23 protein-coding genes are annotated in these 19,195 nt (G+C 28.8%); 19 read left to right on the top strand and 4 right to left on the bottom strand.

The features are described 5' to 3' along the window. Window positions 1-300 precede the first annotated feature (300 nt). From KQI38_RS04805 to KQI38_RS04785, 5 genes are all read left to right on the top strand, one after another. Window positions 301-990: a YjjG family noncanonical pyrimidine nucleotidase gene (locus tag KQI38_RS04805; RefSeq protein WP_216556474.1), complete on the top strand. Its 690-nt coding sequence runs from the start codon at window positions 301-303 to the stop codon at window positions 988-990. Between the two features lie 565 nt (window positions 991-1,555). After that, window positions 1,556-2,389, top strand: coding sequence for a class I SAM-dependent methyltransferase (locus KQI38_RS04800; RefSeq protein ID WP_216556472.1), 834 nt, complete (start codon window positions 1,556-1,558; stop codon window positions 2,387-2,389). A 96-nt stretch (window positions 2,390-2,485) separates the two neighbouring features. Beyond that, complete coding sequence (locus KQI38_RS04795) at window positions 2,486-2,995, top strand: DUF6036 family nucleotidyltransferase (RefSeq protein ID WP_216556470.1); 510 nt, start codon at window positions 2,486-2,488, stop codon at window positions 2,993-2,995. After that, entirely contained in the window at window positions 2,988-3,332 is a 345-nt protein-coding gene (locus KQI38_RS04790) for a hypothetical protein (RefSeq protein ID WP_216556468.1), read from the top strand. The genes KQI38_RS04795 and KQI38_RS04790 overlap by 8 nt, the downstream gene beginning before the upstream one ends. A gap of 408 nt (window positions 3,333-3,740) precedes the next feature. Continuing rightward, the gene (locus KQI38_RS04785) at window positions 3,741-4,508 is read left to right on the top strand and encodes a DUF975 family protein (protein WP_216556466.1); all 768 of its coding nucleotides are present in this window, start codon (window positions 3,741-3,743) and stop codon (window positions 4,506-4,508) included. A gap of 67 nt (window positions 4,509-4,575) precedes the next feature. Here the strand turns inward: KQI38_RS04785 and KQI38_RS04780 are convergent, their stop codons facing one another. Together KQI38_RS04780 and KQI38_RS04775 are read right to left on the bottom strand one after the other, a co-directional pair. Then, window positions 4,576-5,802, bottom strand: a complete 1,227-nt coding sequence (locus KQI38_RS04780) for a polysaccharide deacetylase family protein (RefSeq protein WP_216556464.1) — start codon at window positions 5,800-5,802, stop codon at window positions 4,576-4,578. A gap of 45 nt (window positions 5,803-5,847) precedes the next feature. After that, a complete protein-coding gene (locus KQI38_RS04775) occupies window positions 5,848-6,600 on the bottom strand; it encodes a hypothetical protein (protein ID WP_216556462.1) in 753 nt (250 codons plus the stop codon). 261 nt (window positions 6,601-6,861) lie between these two features. Here KQI38_RS04775 and KQI38_RS04770 point away from each other — a divergent pair, with 261 nt between their 5' ends. The 8 genes from KQI38_RS04770 to tlp all read left to right on the top strand — a co-directional run bounded on the left by KQI38_RS04770 (window position 6,862) and on the right by tlp (window position 12,128). Next, window positions 6,862-7,908 carry a MerR family transcriptional regulator gene (locus tag KQI38_RS04770; RefSeq protein WP_216556460.1) on the top strand — a complete coding sequence of 349 codons (1,047 nt, stop codon included), beginning with the start codon at window positions 6,862-6,864 and terminating at the stop codon, window positions 7,906-7,908. A 64-nt stretch (window positions 7,909-7,972) separates the two neighbouring features. Further along, window positions 7,973-8,545, top strand: coding sequence for a pyridoxamine 5'-phosphate oxidase family protein (locus KQI38_RS04765; RefSeq protein WP_246565588.1), 573 nt, complete (start codon window positions 7,973-7,975; stop codon window positions 8,543-8,545). Between the two features lie 246 nt (window positions 8,546-8,791). After that, window positions 8,792-9,304, top strand: a complete 513-nt coding sequence (locus tag KQI38_RS04760; protein ID WP_216556458.1) for a PadR family transcriptional regulator — start codon at window positions 8,792-8,794, stop codon at window positions 9,302-9,304. A gap of 15 nt (window positions 9,305-9,319) precedes the next feature. Next, a complete protein-coding gene (locus KQI38_RS04755; protein ID WP_216556456.1) occupies window positions 9,320-9,898 on the top strand; it encodes a flavodoxin family protein in 579 nt (192 codons plus the stop codon). After that, window positions 9,888-10,562 (top strand): NAD(P)H-dependent oxidoreductase, encoded by a 675-nt coding sequence (locus KQI38_RS04750; RefSeq protein ID WP_216556454.1) that lies wholly within the window; start codon window positions 9,888-9,890, stop codon window positions 10,560-10,562. Before KQI38_RS04755 ends, KQI38_RS04750 begins: the two co-directional genes overlap by 11 nt. A gap of 130 nt (window positions 10,563-10,692) precedes the next feature. After that, window positions 10,693-11,064 (top strand): YbaN family protein, encoded by a 372-nt coding sequence (locus tag KQI38_RS04745; protein ID WP_216556452.1) that lies wholly within the window; start codon window positions 10,693-10,695, stop codon window positions 11,062-11,064. 564 nt (window positions 11,065-11,628) lie between these two features. Next, entirely contained in the window at window positions 11,629-11,835 is a 207-nt protein-coding gene (locus KQI38_RS04740) for an alpha/beta-type small acid-soluble spore protein (RefSeq protein ID WP_338114402.1), read from the top strand. 59 nt (window positions 11,836-11,894) lie between these two features. Then, window positions 11,895-12,128, top strand: a complete 234-nt coding sequence (tlp, locus tag KQI38_RS04735; RefSeq protein WP_216556450.1) for a small acid-soluble spore protein Tlp — start codon at window positions 11,895-11,897, stop codon at window positions 12,126-12,128. A gap of 55 nt (window positions 12,129-12,183) precedes the next feature. Here the strand turns inward: tlp and KQI38_RS04730 are convergent, their stop codons facing one another. Then, on the bottom strand, window positions 12,184-12,966 hold the full coding sequence (locus tag KQI38_RS04730) for a formate/nitrite transporter family protein (protein WP_216556448.1): 783 nt from the start codon (window positions 12,964-12,966) through the stop codon (window positions 12,184-12,186). A 197-nt stretch (window positions 12,967-13,163) separates the two neighbouring features. Here KQI38_RS04730 and KQI38_RS04725 point away from each other — a divergent pair, with 197 nt between their 5' ends. The 3 genes from KQI38_RS04725 (at window position 13,164) to KQI38_RS04715 (ending at window position 16,896) form a co-directional block, all read left to right on the top strand. Further along, window positions 13,164-14,588 carry a sensor histidine kinase gene (locus KQI38_RS04725; RefSeq protein ID WP_216556446.1) on the top strand — a complete coding sequence of 475 codons (1,425 nt, stop codon included), beginning with the start codon at window positions 13,164-13,166 and terminating at the stop codon, window positions 14,586-14,588. Then, on the top strand, window positions 14,554-15,198 hold the full coding sequence (locus KQI38_RS04720) for a response regulator transcription factor (protein WP_216556444.1): 645 nt from the start codon (window positions 14,554-14,556) through the stop codon (window positions 15,196-15,198). The genes KQI38_RS04725 and KQI38_RS04720 overlap by 35 nt, the downstream gene beginning before the upstream one ends. A 318-nt stretch (window positions 15,199-15,516) precedes the next feature. Continuing rightward, window positions 15,517-16,896, top strand: coding sequence for an MATE family efflux transporter (locus tag KQI38_RS04715; protein ID WP_216556443.1), 1,380 nt, complete (start codon window positions 15,517-15,519; stop codon window positions 16,894-16,896). Between the two features lie 26 nt (window positions 16,897-16,922). Here the strand turns inward: KQI38_RS04715 and KQI38_RS04710 are convergent, their stop codons facing one another. Beyond that, window positions 16,923-17,375 (bottom strand): hypothetical protein, encoded by a 453-nt coding sequence (locus KQI38_RS04710; RefSeq protein WP_216556441.1) that lies wholly within the window; start codon window positions 17,373-17,375, stop codon window positions 16,923-16,925. A gap of 158 nt (window positions 17,376-17,533) precedes the next feature. Here KQI38_RS04710 and KQI38_RS04705 point away from each other — a divergent pair, with 158 nt between their 5' ends. The 3 genes from KQI38_RS04705 (at window position 17,534) to KQI38_RS04695 (ending at window position 19,092) form a co-directional block, all read left to right on the top strand. Next, a complete protein-coding gene (locus tag KQI38_RS04705) occupies window positions 17,534-17,791 on the top strand; it encodes a YkuS family protein (protein WP_094902912.1) in 258 nt (85 codons plus the stop codon). 158 nt (window positions 17,792-17,949) lie between these two features. Next, window positions 17,950-18,291, top strand: coding sequence for an encapsulin-associated ferritin-like protein (locus KQI38_RS04700; protein ID WP_216556439.1), 342 nt, complete (start codon window positions 17,950-17,952; stop codon window positions 18,289-18,291). A 12-nt stretch (window positions 18,292-18,303) separates the two neighbouring features. Then, the gene (locus KQI38_RS04695) at window positions 18,304-19,092 is read left to right on the top strand and encodes a family 1 encapsulin nanocompartment shell protein (RefSeq protein WP_216556437.1); all 789 of its coding nucleotides are present in this window, start codon (window positions 18,304-18,306) and stop codon (window positions 19,090-19,092) included. Window positions 19,093-19,195 lie beyond the last annotated feature (103 nt).

Below are 19,195 nucleotides of genomic sequence, written 5' to 3'. Positions count from 1 at the left end.
CAGTATTATAGAGGTTTTATGCACAATTCTCGAAGGTTATTTTCATCTAATATATACTGATTTTATAATGGATTGAGATTCAAATTCTTTAAAAGCTCTATTTAGGTGTTCATAAGTTGTTCCTAAAAATAGAGGAATTTGAGCTTGAGATGATATAATTTTTATCTGTTATATGCTCAGCTAAATAAATAGATAATCTATTTATAAAGGGATAAAATTGTAAGAATTATTATTAAGTATATAAATCATAAAAATTTGTATGTTATAATTATAAAAGATAAACATATGGAGGAGATTATTATGAAGTATGAGGTTATAATATTTGATGCAGATGAGACTTTATTTGATTTCAAAAAATCTGAAAGAGAAGCTCTTAAGAGCACTATGCTTGAATTTAATATAGAGTATGATGAAGATTATCATTTAAACGTATATAAGGATATAAATACGGCTATATGGAAAGAGTTTGAAGATGAACTTATAACTCAGGAAAAATTAAAGATTGAAAGATTTAAGAGATTATCAGATAGATTAAGTGCTGGACTTGATGAGAGTGAATTTGCAAAATCATATATGAAAAATTTATCTTACGGATCATTTCTATATGATGATAGTGTAGACCTTGTAGATAGTCTGCATAAAGATTATAGACTTATTATAATCACTAATGGTCTTAGTGATGTCCAAGATAATAGAATAAGAAAATCTGTTATAGCAAGATACTTTGCGGATATAGTAGTATCTGAGGAGGTTCAGATATCGAAACCGGATCCTAAAATATTTGAACTGGCTTTAAATAATATAAAATATACTGATAAAAACAAGGTATTGATGGTAGGAGACAGTCTAACATCTGATATACAAGGTGGAATAAATTTTGGCATAGATACATGCTGGTTTAATCCTAATAAGATTATGAATAAAACGGAAATAAAACCTACCTATGAGATTTCTAATTTGATGGAACTTAAGGATATTCTTAAAAAATAGATAATAATCAAGAAACAACTTGAATTGACATGACAGCAATATTATTATATGATTTACTTGTAACAATATGATGGTGAAAGGTGGAGTGCTATCCAGCACACTTGATGTTAAATAATCATATAGCATAAGTGAGACGTGGAAGAGAAAGATAAAATCTTGAGTTGAATAGATGGACATCACTGTTGATTATAACAGTTTTTTGTTGTATCTAATTTATCAATGAAGATTTTATTTTTATTTTCACGGCAATAGCACCTTATAATATTTGAAGGAGCCGTAGATTAAAACTATGGCTCTTTTTATTTATACCATAATCATATTGTTACATGTATTTATAAAAGAAGAGGAGATTTCACAGATACAATATATAAGAGATAATATTGAATAGTTTTTATGGAGTTCTTATCAATAAAGTGTTAAGAGAATTTTTCGAAACAGCGTTAGAATATACTAAGGGATTATAAGAGAACGTTAATAGAAAATTTATGATGAATTTATATTTTACGAAAATTAGAATAAAGATTTAAACAATAAGAATTGATTGAAAGGGTTAGGTGATTATAAAATGATAAATAAATTATTTGAATATACAAAAAAGCCAGAAGTATATGCACCAAGTAGCGGAAAATTTTGGGATGATAAACATATTTCAAAAGAGATGTTAAAGGCTCATCTACATCCAACAATGGAGGCTGCAAGCAGAAGTCATGATTTTATCCATAAGTCAGTGGAATGGATTCAAACAGTAGCTCCTTCAGAAACTAAAGGGAGAGTTTTAGATTTGGGATGTGGACCTGGAATATATGCAGAGAAATTGTGTTATAAAGGATATTCAGTAACAGGGATAGATTTTTCAAAAAGATCTATAGAATATGCTAAAGAACAAGCAAATAAACAAGGATATAATATTGAATATATCTATAAAAATTACCTTGATATAGATTATGATAGTATATATGACCTAGTTCTGCTAATTTACTGTGATTATGGGGTGTTATCACATAATGATAGAGCAATCTTATTACAAAAAACTTATTCTGCTATGAAAGTAGGAGGCCAGTTTATACTTGATGTGTTTACACCAAAGAACTACGAGAGGAAGCAAGAAAGTAGCAATTGGTACTTGCATCATGGAAGTGGATTTTGGAAACCAGAGACTCATTTATGTTTACAAGCTCACTATATTTATGAAGATAATATTAGACTCGATCAATATGTCATTATTGATCAGGAAAGCAAGGTAGATGTTATTCGTGTATGGGATCGTTGTTATACTAAAGAAATGATAATTGATGAACTTGGAAGAGTAGGATTTAAAAACATTAAAATTTATTCCGATGTTTCAGGAAAAAAATATGATGAAGAATCTAAAACAATCTGTGTTGTAGCAGAAAAGTGATATTTTGTGAGTACTATAGATTCATTAAAAATAGATGTTTATAACATAATGTAGTATAATAGTATTAGAATATATAAAGTATTAAAGGTGATACTTATGGGGATAAAGAAACAGTTAGAAGAGAGAATTTTTGATATGGAAAAGGTTGCGAAGGTTTTCAATATTGAGCCCTTTGATATATACTTTCTAGGTGGTTCTGCATGTGTATTAGGAAACTATACAGAAAGAGCTACAAGAGATTTTGACTTTATAGATTTAAACTATTCTTCTAAATTAGGTAGAGCTTTTGTACAATTAAGGGATTTTGATATGCTGGAGTATGAAAGTACTTTAATATCACCTAAATATAAAGAACGATCAATAAGATTAGATAAATTTAAATATATAAATGTGTATTTGCTGTCAGTAGAAGATATAATTGTAAGTAAAATAATAAGGTTGGAGCAAAAGGATATAGAAGATATTAATGAGCTTATGAAAGTATCTAATGAAGGATTAATAAATCAAATCATAGACGAAGTCTTAGCTAGAAATGATTTATATGAATCAAAAAAAGAACAATTTATAAGACAATTACCAAAGTTTAGGGAGAGATATCATGTATAGGATAGTATGTGAAAGCTATGAAAATTACAAAAATGATTTTCTACCCAATAATACTAATGATTATCGGTATATAGTCACTAAACCTTTAGAATTGATATTAGACTTGTCCTTATATGAAAAGGAGAAAGGTTATAATACAATAAATTATCAAAAGCTAGAAGATTTTATATATTTATTAAGGGATAATATTAATAAGCATCCTAATTATAAGTCATTTTTGTGGAGTTTAGAATCCAGAGGTATTTATGGCGAGAATTATGGAGTGCTATCTAAGGAAGAATATAATGAATTAGTTAAAATTATGAATATGTTTTTAAAATTATCCTACTGGAGTTAAAAGACTAAAAATATTTTTAGTCTTTTTTATAATTCATAGTAAAGTTCTACTTTTTTCTCTTTTTCATTTTAGAACTTAATCTCAATGAGTTTTAAGCAGATTTTCCAAATCTTTGATTTCGTGCAAGTCGCTTATGCAGTGGACAAAAAAGGCCTCCTTGAAATGTTTCTTTAGAGGCCTTTTTTGTTATTAATTATAATATGCTTACAATTTTTTCTACTGTTAAGTAGATAACATAATATCTAATTTATTATACAATTTGATAAGTTTATATCATAATAAGCCATTGATTGATAGTATTATAAAATAAGGGGTAAGTATAAATAAAATATAAGTTTAAAAGGAGATGATATATAATTAGAAAAGGGTTGCATTAATGATGTTTATTATAACTTAAGGGGTGATTTTATGTGGTCAAGAGAATCTATTAAGAATTATGCAAAGGATTTTTTGAGAAAATATTATTGGAAAACATTTTTAGTATGCCTTATTGTAGCTATAATTGGAAATAGTAGTGGTAATGGACAAGTGAGGCTTTCTACTGAATATTCTCAGAATCAGACAATTAACGGAGTTAGAAATAAAATAGCTCTAGAATCTAATAATCCTGTATTAAATTTTACTATTAGAAAACTTGGTAGATCTCCTATATTTTACATATCAAAGGGCCTAATTATAGCAATGATCATCTTTTTTATAATACTTTTAATAACAGTAGGTTATGCTCTTGAAGTAGGAAAAAATAGATTTTTTCTCAGGGGATTCAAGGACGATGTTAGCATAAATAATTTATTTTCAACCTTTAACTCTAATGAGTATTTTGGAATTGTAAAAACACAATTCATAAGAGGACTATATAATTTATTATGGACATTACTATTAATAATACCAGGAATAATAAAAGCATATGAATATAGCATGGTGCCATATATTTTGTCTGAAGAGCCTAATTTACCATCTGATGAAGTCATAAGTAGAAGCAGAAGGATGACAGATGGACATAAGATGGATATGTTTGTACTAGATTTATCATTTTTAGGCTGGTATATATTGGGTTTGTTTTTCTTTGGTATAGGAGGGATTTTTGTAAATCCTTATAAAGAAGCTACTATGGCAAGGTTATATAATATACTATCTGGTAACGATAGTATAGATGATATACCAATATTGGAATAAGATTATATTTTATATAATGGAAGAGCAGTAGATTTTGATAAAAATCTGCCGCTCTTTAATTTAAACTTTATTTCAGGCTTATGATTTCCAAATTAAGTTCTTGCAAATACTCAATTATTCTTGGCAAAGCATCAATAACAGCTTGAGATTCATGGAGAAGAATGATGGAACCTGATACATTGGAGTTTTGAATAGAATAGAATATCTTATCTGCATCCCGGGTTTTCCAATCTTCTGGATCATTATTCCAAAGCACTATTTTATATTGCTGATTGTATATTAAATCTTTTATCTGTTTATTAAGAGAACCATAAGGTGGTCTAAAGAGAGTTATCTTTTGATTGGTTACTTCTTCCAGTAATTCAATAGAGTCTATAAGTTCACTTTTTTGTTTATCATAAGAAAGAGTAGGCATATTAATATGATTCATCGAATGACTGCCAATAGAATAGCCGTTAGATTGAATACACTGAACGTAATCGGGATATTTCTTCACATTAAGTCCAGTAAAAAAGAATGTTCCACCAACTCCATATTTTTTTAGTACATCCATAATTCCTATAGAATATTGAGAAGGACCATCATCGAAGGTAAGAGCAACATTTCCTTCTGGAACGCTATATGTTATTGATTCTTCAAGTTTTATAAAAGGAATAACAGACTCAATAGAAAAAAGGTCTTCGATTGTTATGCTATTCTCTGATTCTAAGTTTTCACTTTGTTTCTCCGTCATTTCATTATTTAATTGAATTGACTGAGCCAATGCCTTTTCATCAAATGCGGTTTTATTTAGATAAAGACGGCTTAAATATCCAAATAATATGACGAATATTACACTCATAATAGCAATAGATGTCATTTTAAATTTACCAATGTAATTCTTTGATATCTTTTCCTCATCTTTATGCAGTTCATCAGTTGATTCTAAATTTATAGGTATGAAGATTGGCTTGTCCAAAGCAGCAATGTCTTGACAATGTTTAATAGTATTTAATTTACTTATATAATCTTCTGAGCATGAAAAACTTATTATATCACTTTGATCACGATATGTTCGTGTCAATACACTTTTATGTTGTTTTTGGATTACGTCCCAAGAGCTATTAAAGGATAATCTATATTTATGTTTTTCGTCAAATTGAATAAGGTCTTTTAAATTTTCAGCTGTATATTTATCAATTTCCCAAAACATTTCAATATCTTGTTCAAATGAGAGCCTTACTTGTAAAAAAAATTTATCATATTCATTTTTAATTTCTTTTAGTTCAAGTAGTTTTCCGCTATAAATTGACATAGTTGGCCCCCTTTCTTTAGGTTAAAATAAGGTTTTGATAATTGTTTACTTTGAATCAGATATATTAGGATTAGTTGCCTTTGGAGAAAAAGAGAAAGACATTCGCTCTGTAAAATCATTTATGGTTTTCATCAATTCAGATTTCTCATGAAGTATTTTTTCATATTGCTGTACATATTGTTGGTTTTCTGTTTCTAGCCTTCTAATATTTTCTTCAAGTTCATTGCTTTTTAACATACTTTGGTATTGAGCATTCATAGACTCTTCATTGAGTTTATTGTACTTATTAATTTCAGTTTCAAGTTGATTTGAAATCTTTTCATATTCCATATTTGAATTGTTTTGATACTCTTTATAGTCTTCCAGCAATTGATCGTAGTTCATTTGTTTGTTTGTTAAGCTATTTTCTAGTCCGCGAATTTCTTTATTTTTCTCCTGTAAAAGTTGATCTTTTTTCATTAAATCTTGCTTAATACGACTAATTGCCTCATTAGCAGCATATAATTGTTCCTCAAGGCCTTTATTTTTATAGAATATCAATTGACGATCTTTTATGATATTTTCCATGGAAACAATTAAATCTAGAACTACTTTGTCTTGATTATCTTTTGAAAATAGGGGATTATTGTTTTGTGTACTTATTTGCTCAGACTCTTTTAAATTAGGAAATTTTTCTTCTTTAATAGCTTCTGTTACTTCTACTTGTTGTTCTATATTGTTTAGATCTAAAAGGTTTTGATTAGGATTAGTAGTTTTAAACCAACTAATGCCCTTTTTTTTAGTACTCTCTTTGGTCACAATATCATCCTCCTATATAAATGGCATAATAAAACTTCTATCCATTTAATTATAGGCAAAAAGTAGGGACAACAAAATAGTGCAAAATTCCTATAATGATTCCAATATTAAAGTAAATCCATATCGAAAAATGTAGGACAAATATATATGTAATACTTTAATGTCAAATATTATATGAATATTCTTTTTATTTTTCTTGACCTTAGCCTTAGACTAAGGTTTATAGTGTATATAGAATGATAAAAAAATGGAGGTTATACAATGAAGAAACCTTATTCTGTAAAAGAAGTATCTGAGATATTTAATATATCTACAAATAAGATTAGATTCTATGAGAAAAAAGAATTAATTAATCCTAAGAGGAATGCTGAAAATGATTATAGGTATTTCAATGAAAATGATTTAATAAAACTCCATACAATTCTAATGTATAGGGAATTAAATTTACCAATTGAAAGTATTAGAGATATATTTAAGGATGAGAGTAAAAACAATTTATTAAATCATTTCTATACTCAATGGGAAGTTGTGAATAACCAAATTCATAAGATGCAGCTGATAAAGGGGTCTTTGGAAGACATTATGGATAATGTATATGAGAGTGAAAATGAAAGTTATAAAGCAGAAATAATAAAAGTAATAGAATCAATGAATGAAATATGGAAAGTTAAAAATGAATGGAAGGATAAATGGGATTTTAATAGTTGGGCTAAAACGTATGATGAATCAATAAGAAAAGATTGTAGCACATTAAATTTTTATAAAAACTATGATAAGTTATTAGATACTGTTTTTGAAAAAGCGGTTGTAGATAAGAAAATGACTATTAAAGTATTGGAAATAGGTGTGGGGACAGGGAATCTATCAAGAAGATTTTTAGATGAAAATTATGATATAACTGGTATTGACCAATCAAGAGAAATGTTAAATGTAGCGAAGGAAAAGTTTCCAAAGTTAAAGTTAAGGTTAGGTGATTTTCTAAAGATTCCTTTTGAAAATAATAAATTTGATGTTATAGTATCAACTTATGCGTTTCATCATCTAGATGAAGAGGAAAAAAAAATTGCAATCAATGAAATGCTTAGGGTTTTAAAATTAGATGGAAAGATAATCATAGGAGATTTAATGTTTGAAAGTCAAAAAGATAAAGAAGAAATTATGGAAACTTTAACTAAGGGTGAAATTGAAGAAATAGAGGATGAATATTATTCAAATATTGATTTTTTAAGAGAACAATTTAAAGTTCATGGAAAGAAATTAGAAGTAACTAGAATAGATAAATTAGTCTTTATAGTTGAGGCGAATTAAAATTTGAATTATAATATATATAATTTTAGAGGAGAGTAGCAGTAAAAGTAAGGGAGGGATTTGTATGAAGGAAATGAGAAGGAAGGATCGAGAAATGGACGAGAATTTTGCCTACTCCATTATAGATAAAGCCAAATTTGGAACTTTAGCTACTATTGATGAAGGGGGAAATCCTTATTGTATTCCAGTTTCCATTGCTAGATGTGAGAATAAAATATATATCCATTCTGCGTATCAGGGTAGTAAAATAGAAAATATAAAAAGAAATTCCCAAATATGTATGTCTTTTGTTGGGGATGTGAATGTTCCACCACCAGGACCTTCTGGAGAATTAGAAAAAGCTATGGAAGATCCTCAAACATTTAGCAAGATAGCAAGTCAAAAGTTTACCACTGAATTTGAATCAACAGTAGTTTTTGGTAGGGCTAATATTATTGAAGATGAGAAGGAAAAAATCTTAGGGTTAAGGCTGTTATCAGAAAAGTATAGTCCTTGGAATATGCCATATTTTGAAGCAGCTATTGAAGGTTCTTTAAAGATTACTTGTGTAATACGTATTGATATCGAAAGAATTACTGGAAAAAGAAAGAAGTATGATAAAGAAGGCGTAGAGATGAAATGGGGTAGAATGGAATAGCATAGTTAGAGTTATGAATATTTTTTGAGATTATTTTATTGCCATAAAAATGCTAAATATATATTTAGCATTTTTATTTTTGTATAAAGGCATTATTCTTTGAGTAATCATAATATTAATTAAAGATTTTCCTGACTTATAGTTAGATTAGTTTTATAAGTTTAATATATTATATTGACTTCTAACATATATAGCTATATGATATATATCGAAACGATATATAAGCATTAAGAAAGGGTGATATTAATGATAAAATTTATAATTTTAGGTTTTTTAACATATAAAAACCTCACAGGGTATGATATAAAGCAAATTATGATTCAAAGTACATCAAATTTTGCTAATGCAAGTTTTGGAAGTATTTATCCTGCGCTAAATAAATTAGAAAGAGATGGTTTAATAAACTCTACTAAGGTTATAGAGGATGGAAAATACAAGAAGGTATATTGTATCAATGAAGCTGGAAATGATGCGTTTATTAAATGGCTAGAAGAGCCTATAGATTTTATGAGATCTTATGAGGATATTCTTGCCAAAATATTTTTCTATGAAAAACTTCCAAAGAAAAAAGTTTCACAGCTTGTAGAGCAGTTAATTGAAGATATTAATAAAAAGTTAGAGGAGCTTGAAAATCTTGAGGTTGAGATTAGGGATGAGGCAGGATATTTTGAAATATCAACACTCTATTTTGGTATAGACCATTTAAGATTTATGGCTAGTTGGTATGAAAAATTCTTAAAGGATTTAAATAATAGATAAGGGAGGTATGTATAGGTGAAAGCATTAATACTTAATGGTGCATTAGAAGACGACCAAAGTATGGAAAGAATAAATAAGCTTACTGAAGAGACACTTATCGAACAGGGTTATGAAGTAGAATCTATTGTACTAAATGAAAAGAAAATAGGAGAGTGTCTGGGATGTTTTGGCTGCTGGGTAAAAACTCCTGGAATTTGCGTAATAGATGATTATGGACGAATGCTTACAGAAACTATAATTAATATGGATTTAGTAGTATATCTTACACCCGTAGTCTATGGAGGATATTCATCTGAACTTAAAAAGGCTCTAGATAGAATAATTCCTTTATTACTTCCATTTTTTAAAAAGGTTAGCGGAGAAGTGCATCATAAGGAGAGATATAAAACATATCCGGAGGTAGTAGCATTAGGCTTGATATCAGAAGAAGACAATGAAATGGAAGAAGTATTTAATAATCTTATTAAGAGAAACTCTTTAAATTGGTATAATTCTTTCAGTGGAGGAACGATATATAATAAATCAGAGGAACAGATTAAACATCAAATAAGAGAGAAGTTGAGTGATAGGAAGGGGATAGAATATGTTAAATGACAAAAAGGCTTTATTACTAATAGGAAGTCTTAAAAAGAAAAACAGTACCTCTGAATCCCTAGGAAATTATCTACTTGAAGGATTAAATGATAAAGGGTATATATGTGACAAACTCCATATAATCTCTATCCTAAAGGAAGACATAGAAAGTCTATTCGCCAAGGTAAATGATGCTGATATAGTTATAGTCTCTGCTCCTTTATATGTAGACAGCTTGCCATCTCCTTTGATTAGAGCCTTTGAACTTATAGGGAAAAACAGAGAGGAAAGGATAAATTCTAAAAAACAAAGCTTTATTTCTATTGTAAATAATGGTTTTCCAGAATCATTTCATAGTAATACGGCTCTTAAAATATGTGAAACCTTTGCAGATAAAGTTGGATTTCAATGGTTTGGTGGTCTTGCAATAGGAGGTGGTCCTGCAATAAATAGTATGCCAATTAAAAATTTAGGCGGCATGACTAGAAATATAGTAAAATCTTTAGATATAACTATAGATGCAATAACTAAGAATGAGAGCATCCCTTTGGAAGCAATAAATCTAGTATCAAAAGAAATGATACCTAGCTGGTTATATACATTAATTGCTAGTAGAGGATGGAAGATTCAAGCTAAGAAATTTAATGCTCATAAAAGCTTATATATAAAACCTTATATAAGATAAATATAATTCACCTAAAAATCCCCTTATATAAGGGGATTTTTAATATGATAAATAGCTTAAGATATCTTTGTTTCTATATATAAGGTATAATTATTCTATAATTACAAATCCATAAAGGAGAAGAAGTCCAATGAAGTTATATAATCTAATATTCATCACATTAGGAATTATTTCTATGGTAATTGGAATGATAGGAGTCATTATACCTGTATTACCAACAACACCATTTTTGATATTAGCATCTATGTTTTTTGTAAAGGGATCTGAAAAATTTGATTTATGGCTTAAAAGCACAAAATTATACAAAGATTATGCAGAAGATTTTATTAGAGATAGGTCAATGACATTAAAGAGAAAAATAACAATAATGTTGATCTCTGATTTAATGTTATTATTTCCATTAATAATTATAGGAAAGCTGTTTATTAAATTATTTATAATATTGATAGCAATTTTCAAGTATTATTATTTTATCTTTGAGATAAAGACTAAGAAAGAGTAATTAATCCACAAAACATTTAATATTTTATGGTTCTAAGTTATTTGATACAAATTATATTTTCCCGTGTTATTTCTAATAAAATTTGCGGAGTCAGTTTAAATATAGCATGAGGTGTGCCAGCATTTGTCTTTTCTAATTTTTCCTCAATATAATTCTTTATTGTTTTCTCATTTAGCCTATTTATACCACTTGCAACTATTAATATAGGTTTTGAAATGTTTTTCCTTCAAAAATTAAAGATTTAGCTATTTGAGATACATTATATCTTACTGCGTCTGCCGCCTCTTGAGCAGTTTTAGTTGAAGCGCAAAATTCAATTACATTTAGATTTGGCCCAATTTATTCCAAAATATTTTGAATTTTCCAGTACTTTTACTCAAATCATATGACATATGCTTCTCTCCTTATTTGACTAAATTATTATAAATAATATAAAGATAAACTTTGGAATATGTAAATTATAATAAAGTCAGTAAATATTTATCTTATACTTTCATTAAATTACCTAGTATTTAAAATCATTAAAACATACAAAATAATAAAGAATAAAACTTTAATATAGAGGTGAGTATTTTGGCAAAAAGACCATTGAATTCTAATGCTGTAAAAGCTTTAGAAGAAATGAAAATGGAGATAGCCAATGAAATGGGCTTATCAAATAATCTTTCAAATTTAGACCCTATAGAGAATATATTTACTGCTGGTACAGTAGGTGGAATGATGACTAAGAAATTAGTTGAAATGGGACAAAAACAGCTTATAGATAAATAATAAGATTGTAGTCCTTTCTAGATGAAAAACAAATTAATAAAAATAAGGAGATGCAGATTATGAATAACAAACCAAAACCAGATGACAGAAGAGATAATGTTGAGAAGATACAATTTAATATTGACAATACAATTAAAAATTACAATCTTGCAGAAGAAATGATTGCAAAAACAGATGATGAAAAGACTAAAGAAGCATTAATGGAGAAAAATAAAAGGAGAGAAGAATCTCTAAAGGGAATGAAAGAAGAAATTAAAGATGAGGCAATAGCAAGAGAAAATAATTACAAGTAAATGAAATTGAATGTAAAGTAAGGCATGGGTAGAATGATACCCATGTTTTTTTTTATTACTTATTTTTCTCCGGAAGTATATAGGTGATGTAATTGGCAATAGGTATTATTACTCCACCACCTAAAATATTGCCCAATGTCACTGGAATTAAGTTTGAAAACCATATATTAGACCAAGTAGTATTAAGTCCTGAGTACTTTGCTAATGGTAAAAAAAACATATTAGCCACACTATGTTCATATCCAGATAAAACAAATAGCATTATGGGAAACCATATAACAAATATCCTTGAAATTATATCTTGTGCCGCTGCAGCCATCCATACTGCAAGGCAGACTAATATATTACACAGTACTCCTCGTATGAGTGCAGTTTGAAAACTTAAAGACATTTTAGAACTAGCTATATTAAGTGTAACATCTAGCACACTTTGACTTACCAGGTATGACTTGTGTATAAGGTAAGCCAGAGTTAAAGAGCCTATGAAGTTTCCCAAATATACTAAGAACCAATTTCTCAATAATCCATATACAGATATTTTTTTATCCATTATGGCCATAGTCATTAAATTATTTCCAGTGAAAAGCTCAGAACCTGAAAAAACTACAAGCATTAGACCGACAGGAAAAACTAAACCACCTGCGAATTTCATTAGTCCAACATCTATATTACCTAAGGTTTGCATGATTACAATATCACCAAAGGCTCCAAAACCAATATAGGCTCCAGCCATTATTCCAAGGATTAGTAGCCTAGTTACTGATAAACTTGCTTTTGTTTCTGCTGAGGCAATGATCGATTTTGCTACTTCAGAGGGTGCAAGAAATCTCTTCTCCATGTGGATTACCTACTTTCATATTTTGTGATATAAATTATTCTGTATTAATATTTTCTCTATATATTAAAAAATAATACAGTAATGAAAATTAAGGATTATAATAAAAATAGATTAGTTTTCAAGAATATGATTATAATTCAGCACTATGTTATAATAGAAATAAATTTACTGACAAAACATATTTGGGAGAGTTTTATATGGCTAGAGACTATTTTCTCTTATATTTAATTTATGGATTTGCATTTATCAATATGGGGATATTTTCCATTCAAGGAAAGGATGCAGAAGTGACTGATTTACCACTGGTAAAATCATTGAAATATTTAGGATACTTTGGTATTAGTCATGGTATTACAGAATGGATTACAATGATTGAAATCCTAGATATTTATTCCAATCTATATATTTTTTTATTTGTTATAAAATATTTTTTAAAGGCAGTTTCATTTGCCTATTTGATGATTTTTGGGATTAGTTTATTACCATTAAAACATAGATATCGGAAGATTATTCTTAAAGTTCCTATTATATTGTTTTTAGTGTGGATGACAGGTTTTATTTTATTATCTGTTTATTATGGACAAGATTATCTTATATTAAATCCAAAATATAATATTATAGTACTAAGATATATAATGGCACTTTCAGGTGGTATAGTGTCGGCTATTGCCTTATACTTAAATGGTAAAACCATAGAAAAAAGAAAATCTAATAGTATGGCTAAAAGATATAAAGGATTAGCATGTATATTTTTAATCTATGGTCTTTTAGATGGACTTATTGTAAAAAAGATGAATTTTTTCCCTGCTAATATTATAAATGATAATTTATTTCTAGAAATCTTTCAATTTCCCATTCAAATATTCAAAGCATCTGTTGGAATAACTATTAATTTTCTATTAATTAAAGTAATAGATACATTTGGTTGGGAACAGAAAGAAAAGATAAATAGATTGGAAGAACGTAGAATAGCCTCCGAAGAAAGAAGAAAGCTGGGACTAGAGATACATGATAGCATAATACAAAGCCTATATGCAGCAGGACTAAAGGTAGAATATTTGATAAAAAATAAATCGGAAGATAATATAGAGCCTATGCTGAAGGAAATAAAAATTGACTTAAATAATACAATAGATAAGACTCGTGAATTTTTATCATCAAGTACATTGGAAATTATAGAAATGGAGGATTTAAACTATAATCTTCAACAATTAGTAAGGAAATTTAATGAAAATCAGGATATACCAATAGAGTTTAAAAGTAATACATCTCAAACAAACTATGGACATTTATCTCCAGAAAAATCTACACAAATTTATTATATAGTTCAAGAGGCTATTAGCAATGTAATTAAGCATTCTAAGGCTACTTATGCAGAAGTTTTATTAGAGAGTAAGTATGATTTTTTATATATTAAAGTAATAGATAACGGTTTAGGAATTTCTATGAAGGGTATGAACTTTGAGAAACATTTTGGTATTAGTTCCATGGAAGAAAGGGCTAAGAGGATTGGAGGAATACTTAATATTGATAAGATAGGAAATGGTACAAAAGTGGAGATTATGATACCTTGGGGGGATACAAGACATGAAGGGCAAGATAAGAGTCTTATTAGTAGATGATCATAGTGTGGTTAGAGACGGATTAAGACTATTGTTGCAATTAAATGATGGTCTAGAGGTATGTGGAGAGGCAGCAACATTAAAAGAGGCTATTATGATGACTATTGATACTAATCCAGATGTCGTCTTATTAGATTTTAAGCTTCCTGATGGTGACGGAGTAAATGGTTGTATTAGTATCAAGAATTTATTTCCAAATATCAAAATCATTATTTTAACAGCTTATGCGGAGCAACATATAGTCATGGAAACCATTAGGGCGGGAGCTGATGGATATTTATTAAAAAATATTGAATCAGAAGAGTTAATAAAAACTATATTATCTGTACATAATGGGGAGTCAGTACTGGACCCTTCTGTTACAGAGGGAGTTTTTAATAGTATAAAGCTAGACAATCAGAAAATAGAAGAAAGTTCGGAGTTCAGTCCAAGAGAAACAAAAATATTACAAGCTCTTAGCTTAGGTAAGACTAATAAGGAGATAGCAGAGTCATTGTCAATTTCAGATAAAACTGTTCGAAATTATATTAGTAATATTTTTAAAAAGATAAATGTTTCAAATAGAACAGAAGCAGCTAGCTATTGGATTAGAAAAAAGAACTTAAGATAGGACAAATGTACCTAGTTTAGGGACAAAATTCAGAATATGAAATCCTTCTTTTACATGGTAAATTATTAATATAAAGTTTTTACACTTATACAAAAGATAAAGAACAATTTAAGTACAAAAGATGAAGAAGTCAGTTTACTATTAATGTAGGCTGGCTTTTAAGCTTTATAAGTATTTAGAAAGATATTGACTGTTATATAATCTTTCTGTATAATTTATTATGTAAATTTAATTAAATATATAATAAATATAAAGGCAGATGGGCGGCTTCCAATACCCATTTGCTTTTTTGTGTTAAAAAATAGGAGGATGACGTAAATGAAAAAGACATTAAAAGACAAGAGGTTTTTCCTTGCAATTCTTACATTAGTTATACCCATAACTTTACAGAACTTAATTAGTTCATCTCTAAATATGGTTGATAATTTAATGATAGGAAGACTTGGAGAAAGTTCCATTGCAGCTGTGGGTTTAGTTAATCAATATTTTTTTATATTCATGTTATGTCTAACAGGAATTAATGCAGGAGCAGGTATATTTATGTCCCAATTTTGGGGTAAAAAGGATATTTCAAATATAAGGAAGATGTTAGGATTAGATATGATTTTGAGTCTTATAGTTTCATTTTTATTTTTTATTCCAGCATCTTTATTTCCTAGAGAAATAATAAAAATATTTACTAAGGATACTGAAGTTATAAATTTAGGAGTTCAGTATATTAGAATTATTTCAGTAACCTTTGTACTTACTAGTATTACTCAAGCCTATTCTACAACATTAAGATGTATTGGTATTGCAAGACTACCAATGTTTGGAAGTCTAATAGGTGTATTAACAAATGCTTTTCTGAACTGGGTTTTTATATTTGGACATTTTGGATTTTCTGCAATGGGAGTAGCAGGGGCAGCCATAGCTACTAGTATAGCTAGATTGGTAGAGATGATATTTATAATTGTCTGTGCCTATAAGTCTAACTCAGTTATTCCTAGGAAACTAAAAAATATTATAGGATTTGACCATGAATTTGTTAAGATGTATTTTAAAACATCTTCATCGGTAATAGTTAACGAGTTAGTATGGTCCATAGGACTGTCTGTATATTCAATAATATATGCTAAAATAGGTATTCGTGAGGTAGCTAGTATGCAGATAGCAAGTACTATCAATAATTTGTTTATGGTTTTCTCCATAGGACTTGCTAATGCAGCAGCTATTATGATAGGAAATAAAATTGGAGCAGGTGAAGAAAAGATAGCAATTAATTATGCAATAAAGTTAGGTATATTTGCTCCAATTGTAGGATTAATAACAGGAATATCATTATGGATTGCATCTCCTGCAGTTGTAGGGTTATTTAAGATTAATAAGGATACATTAGATATTACAATTACAGTACTTAAAATCATGGCCTTTTTTGCACCACTTAGGTTTTTCAATGTCCTTATGATAGTAGGAATATTTAGAGGAGGGGGAGATACAACATATTCCATGTTAGTGCAACTTGGAACAATTTGGTGTTTTGCTATTCCAGCAGGATTTATTGCAGCAACATATTTTAAATTACCGTTGGAAAAGGTATTTTTTATAATATCCTTGGAGGAGGTAGTAAAAATATTTTTTGAGGCTAAACGACTGCGCTCTAAAAAATGGATAAGAAATGTTGTAGAAGAATTAAATAGTATAAATATAGCTGCATAAGAAAAATACTCCTTTGGGAGTATTTTTTAATATAGGTTGTCATCTAGTGTGGAGATAGCCTTTTCTAAATCAATCTCAGCAGTAGATATAGCTTTTTCTCTACTAACATTTGGATTACCTAAATATCCACCATTACTCTTAAGAATATCTCTAGCCTTCTGAGAATCTTCACCATTTACATCCACACTAACAACATAATTTATACTTGCAACTTCTTCAAAAGAACCCATTCCACTAACCATAGGGCTAGCAGCAGCTAAGGGAGAATTTCCTTCATTTAAGCTAGTCGAACCAGAGTTTAAAACTAATTGAGAGAGGCTAGGTGCTGTACTTGTTCCTGGATTATTTGTTTTAATATTTCTATTTCCAATATAATGATCGTTAATATCTACAAAAACACCACTAAAACCTGAATTTTTAAGTTCTTTAACAGCATCATTTGCGGCACTTATTTCTCCAAAATAACCTTTTACTGTCATTTTTATTCCTCCAATATGAATTATAGTATATATATACTTTTCCACAAATTTATTTTATTATTATAGTTATAATTTTCAACAATACCCAAAAGAGAGTTATTAATATCCAGAGTATATTATATTATTAATTTGTGCAAAATACTCTAGAGGTGATAAATATGAAAAAAATTGGTGTGGAAAAAGGATTAAACAATATAGCAGGTTACCTAATTAAGGAAGGTTATTCTGTAGAAGCACTAAGTGAATCAATAGATAACAATATCTCAAAATTAAGTGGCCTTGATGCTATTGTAACAGCAGGATACAATACGGATATGTTAGGGATTAGCGACACAGAAACTAAAGCACCAGTAATAAATGCTAAAGGATTAACTCCACAAGAAGTAAAAGATAGACTTGAACAACAACTCCGTTAGATTTTTTATAAATCAGCCTGTATAGTATTTAATATTTATGCTATACAGGCTATTTGTTAGGAAGTTCTAAATTATAATCATACATATTATAATTGTTTAGCAACACTTTAATAGGGTAATTTAAAAATGATAAAATAAAATAACGGGAGGTATTAAATATGAGCGAATATCATGAACCAGTGGGGAAGTTGGACGAAAAAACTTTAAACATATCAAGAGCCATAAATAGTTTGAAGGAAGAGATAGAGGCTGTTGATTGGTATAATCAAAGGGTTGATGCTTCAAAGGATGTGGAGTTAAAGGCTATAATGGCACATAATAGAGATGAAGAGATAGAACACGCTTGTATGCTTTTAGAATGGCTAAGGAGGAACATGGATAAATGGGATGAAGAGCTTAGAGCCTACTTATTTACAGAAGGACCTATTTCACATTTAGAGGAGCAAATTAAATCAGTGTTTGAGGATGAATCAAATCTAAATATAGGGGATTTAAAATAGGAGGGATAATATATGTTATATAGAGAATTAGCACCTATATCTAATGAAGCTTGGAGTGAAATAGATAAAAGGGCAAAAGAAGTTCTAAAATCCTACTTATCTGCTAGAAAAGTGGTGAAGGTAAATGGGCCAAAGGGCCTTGATTATAACGTAATTACAGAAGGTAGACTAACTAATATTCAAGATTCAGAAGGTGTTTATTACGGTAATTATGAGGTTTTACCCTTAACAGAAGCAAGAGTAGAATTTGAAATGCATAGATGGGAATTAGATAATATCGCACGAGGAGCTAAAGATATTAACTATGAACCACTGGAGAAAGCAATGAAAAGCATTGCATTATTTGAAGAGAATGCAATATATAATGGGTTAAAAAGTGCTTCAATAAAAGGAATAAATGATTCAGTTGAATTGCAGGAAATACCATTCGGAAAAGATCCTACAGCTATAATGGAAGCAATAACTAAGGGGCTAATTGAACTAAAAAAGTCATATGTGGAAAGACCTTTTACTTTAGTTGTAAATGAAGAAGCATATAAAAGAATTATAGCGAAAGAAACAGCATATCCATTAGATGAAAGAATTGAGAATCTAATTGGCGGAAAAATTGTATTTAGCCATGTAGTAGATGGCGCATATTTATTACCATATAATCATGATGATCTAGAACTTACTATTGGTAGGGACTTTACAATAGGATATCAAACGCACACTAGTGAAATGGTAAGATTATTTGCTGCAGAGTCTTTTACTTTTAGAGTATTAGACCCATCTATAATAGTTAAATATACATTGAAATAAAGTTTGCCAATATATAAGGATCTGTTTCAAAATGATTATTTTAGTCATTTTGAGACAGATCCTTTTTGCGGTAATTATTTTTTATTACGCTATTTTAATTAAA

It is taken from the genome of Tissierella carlieri (assembly GCF_018917285.1).
GTDB classification, from domain to species: Bacteria; Bacillota; Clostridia; order Tissierellales; family Tissierellaceae; genus Tissierella; species Tissierella carlieri.
Note: the sequence above shows the minus strand (reverse complement) of the source record. Positions and strands in the feature narration are given on the sequence as shown.

What these genes read in the sequence shown, in the direction of transcription:
- KQI38_RS04805 (WP_216556474.1), top strand. Translation starts at nt 301, where the DNA reads ATGAAGTATGAGGTTATAATATTTGATGCAGATGAGACTTTATTTGAT.
- KQI38_RS04800 (WP_216556472.1), top strand. Translation starts at nt 1,556, where the DNA reads ATGATAAATAAATTATTTGAATATACAAAAAAGCCAGAAGTATATGCA.
- KQI38_RS04795 (WP_216556470.1), top strand. Translation starts at nt 2,486, where the DNA reads ATGGGGATAAAGAAACAGTTAGAAGAGAGAATTTTTGATATGGAAAAG.
- KQI38_RS04790 (WP_216556468.1), top strand. Translation starts at nt 2,988, where the DNA reads ATGTATAGGATAGTATGTGAAAGCTATGAAAATTACAAAAATGATTTT.
- KQI38_RS04785 (WP_216556466.1), top strand. Translation starts at nt 3,741, where the DNA reads ATGTGGTCAAGAGAATCTATTAAGAATTATGCAAAGGATTTTTTGAGA.
- KQI38_RS04780 (WP_216556464.1), bottom strand. Translation starts at nt 5,802, where the DNA reads ATGTCAATTTATAGCGGAAAACTACTTGAACTAAAAGAAATTAAAAAT.
- KQI38_RS04770 (WP_216556460.1), top strand. Translation starts at nt 6,862, where the DNA reads ATGAAGAAACCTTATTCTGTAAAAGAAGTATCTGAGATATTTAATATA.
- KQI38_RS04765 (WP_246565588.1), top strand. Translation starts at nt 7,973, where the DNA reads ATGAAGGAAATGAGAAGGAAGGATCGAGAAATGGACGAGAATTTTGCC.
- KQI38_RS04760 (WP_216556458.1), top strand. Translation starts at nt 8,792, where the DNA reads ATGATAAAATTTATAATTTTAGGTTTTTTAACATATAAAAACCTCACA.
- KQI38_RS04750 (WP_216556454.1), top strand. Translation starts at nt 9,888, where the DNA reads ATGTTAAATGACAAAAAGGCTTTATTACTAATAGGAAGTCTTAAAAAG.
- KQI38_RS04745 (WP_216556452.1), top strand. Translation starts at nt 10,693, where the DNA reads ATGAAGTTATATAATCTAATATTCATCACATTAGGAATTATTTCTATG.
- tlp (WP_216556450.1), top strand. Translation starts at nt 11,895, where the DNA reads ATGAATAACAAACCAAAACCAGATGACAGAAGAGATAATGTTGAGAAG.
- KQI38_RS04730 (WP_216556448.1), bottom strand. Translation starts at nt 12,966, where the DNA reads ATGGAGAAGAGATTTCTTGCACCCTCTGAAGTAGCAAAATCGATCATT.
- KQI38_RS04725 (WP_216556446.1), top strand. Translation starts at nt 13,164, where the DNA reads ATGGCTAGAGACTATTTTCTCTTATATTTAATTTATGGATTTGCATTT.
- KQI38_RS04720 (WP_216556444.1), top strand. Translation starts at nt 14,554, where the DNA reads ATGAAGGGCAAGATAAGAGTCTTATTAGTAGATGATCATAGTGTGGTT.
- KQI38_RS04715 (WP_216556443.1), top strand. Translation starts at nt 15,517, where the DNA reads ATGAAAAAGACATTAAAAGACAAGAGGTTTTTCCTTGCAATTCTTACA.
- KQI38_RS04710 (WP_216556441.1), bottom strand. Translation starts at nt 17,375, where the DNA reads ATGACAGTAAAAGGTTATTTTGGAGAAATAAGTGCCGCAAATGATGCT.
- KQI38_RS04705 (WP_094902912.1), top strand. Translation starts at nt 17,534, where the DNA reads ATGAAAAAAATTGGTGTGGAAAAAGGATTAAACAATATAGCAGGTTAC.
- KQI38_RS04700 (WP_216556439.1), top strand. Translation starts at nt 17,950, where the DNA reads ATGAGCGAATATCATGAACCAGTGGGGAAGTTGGACGAAAAAACTTTA.
- KQI38_RS04695 (WP_216556437.1), top strand. Translation starts at nt 18,304, where the DNA reads ATGTTATATAGAGAATTAGCACCTATATCTAATGAAGCTTGGAGTGAA.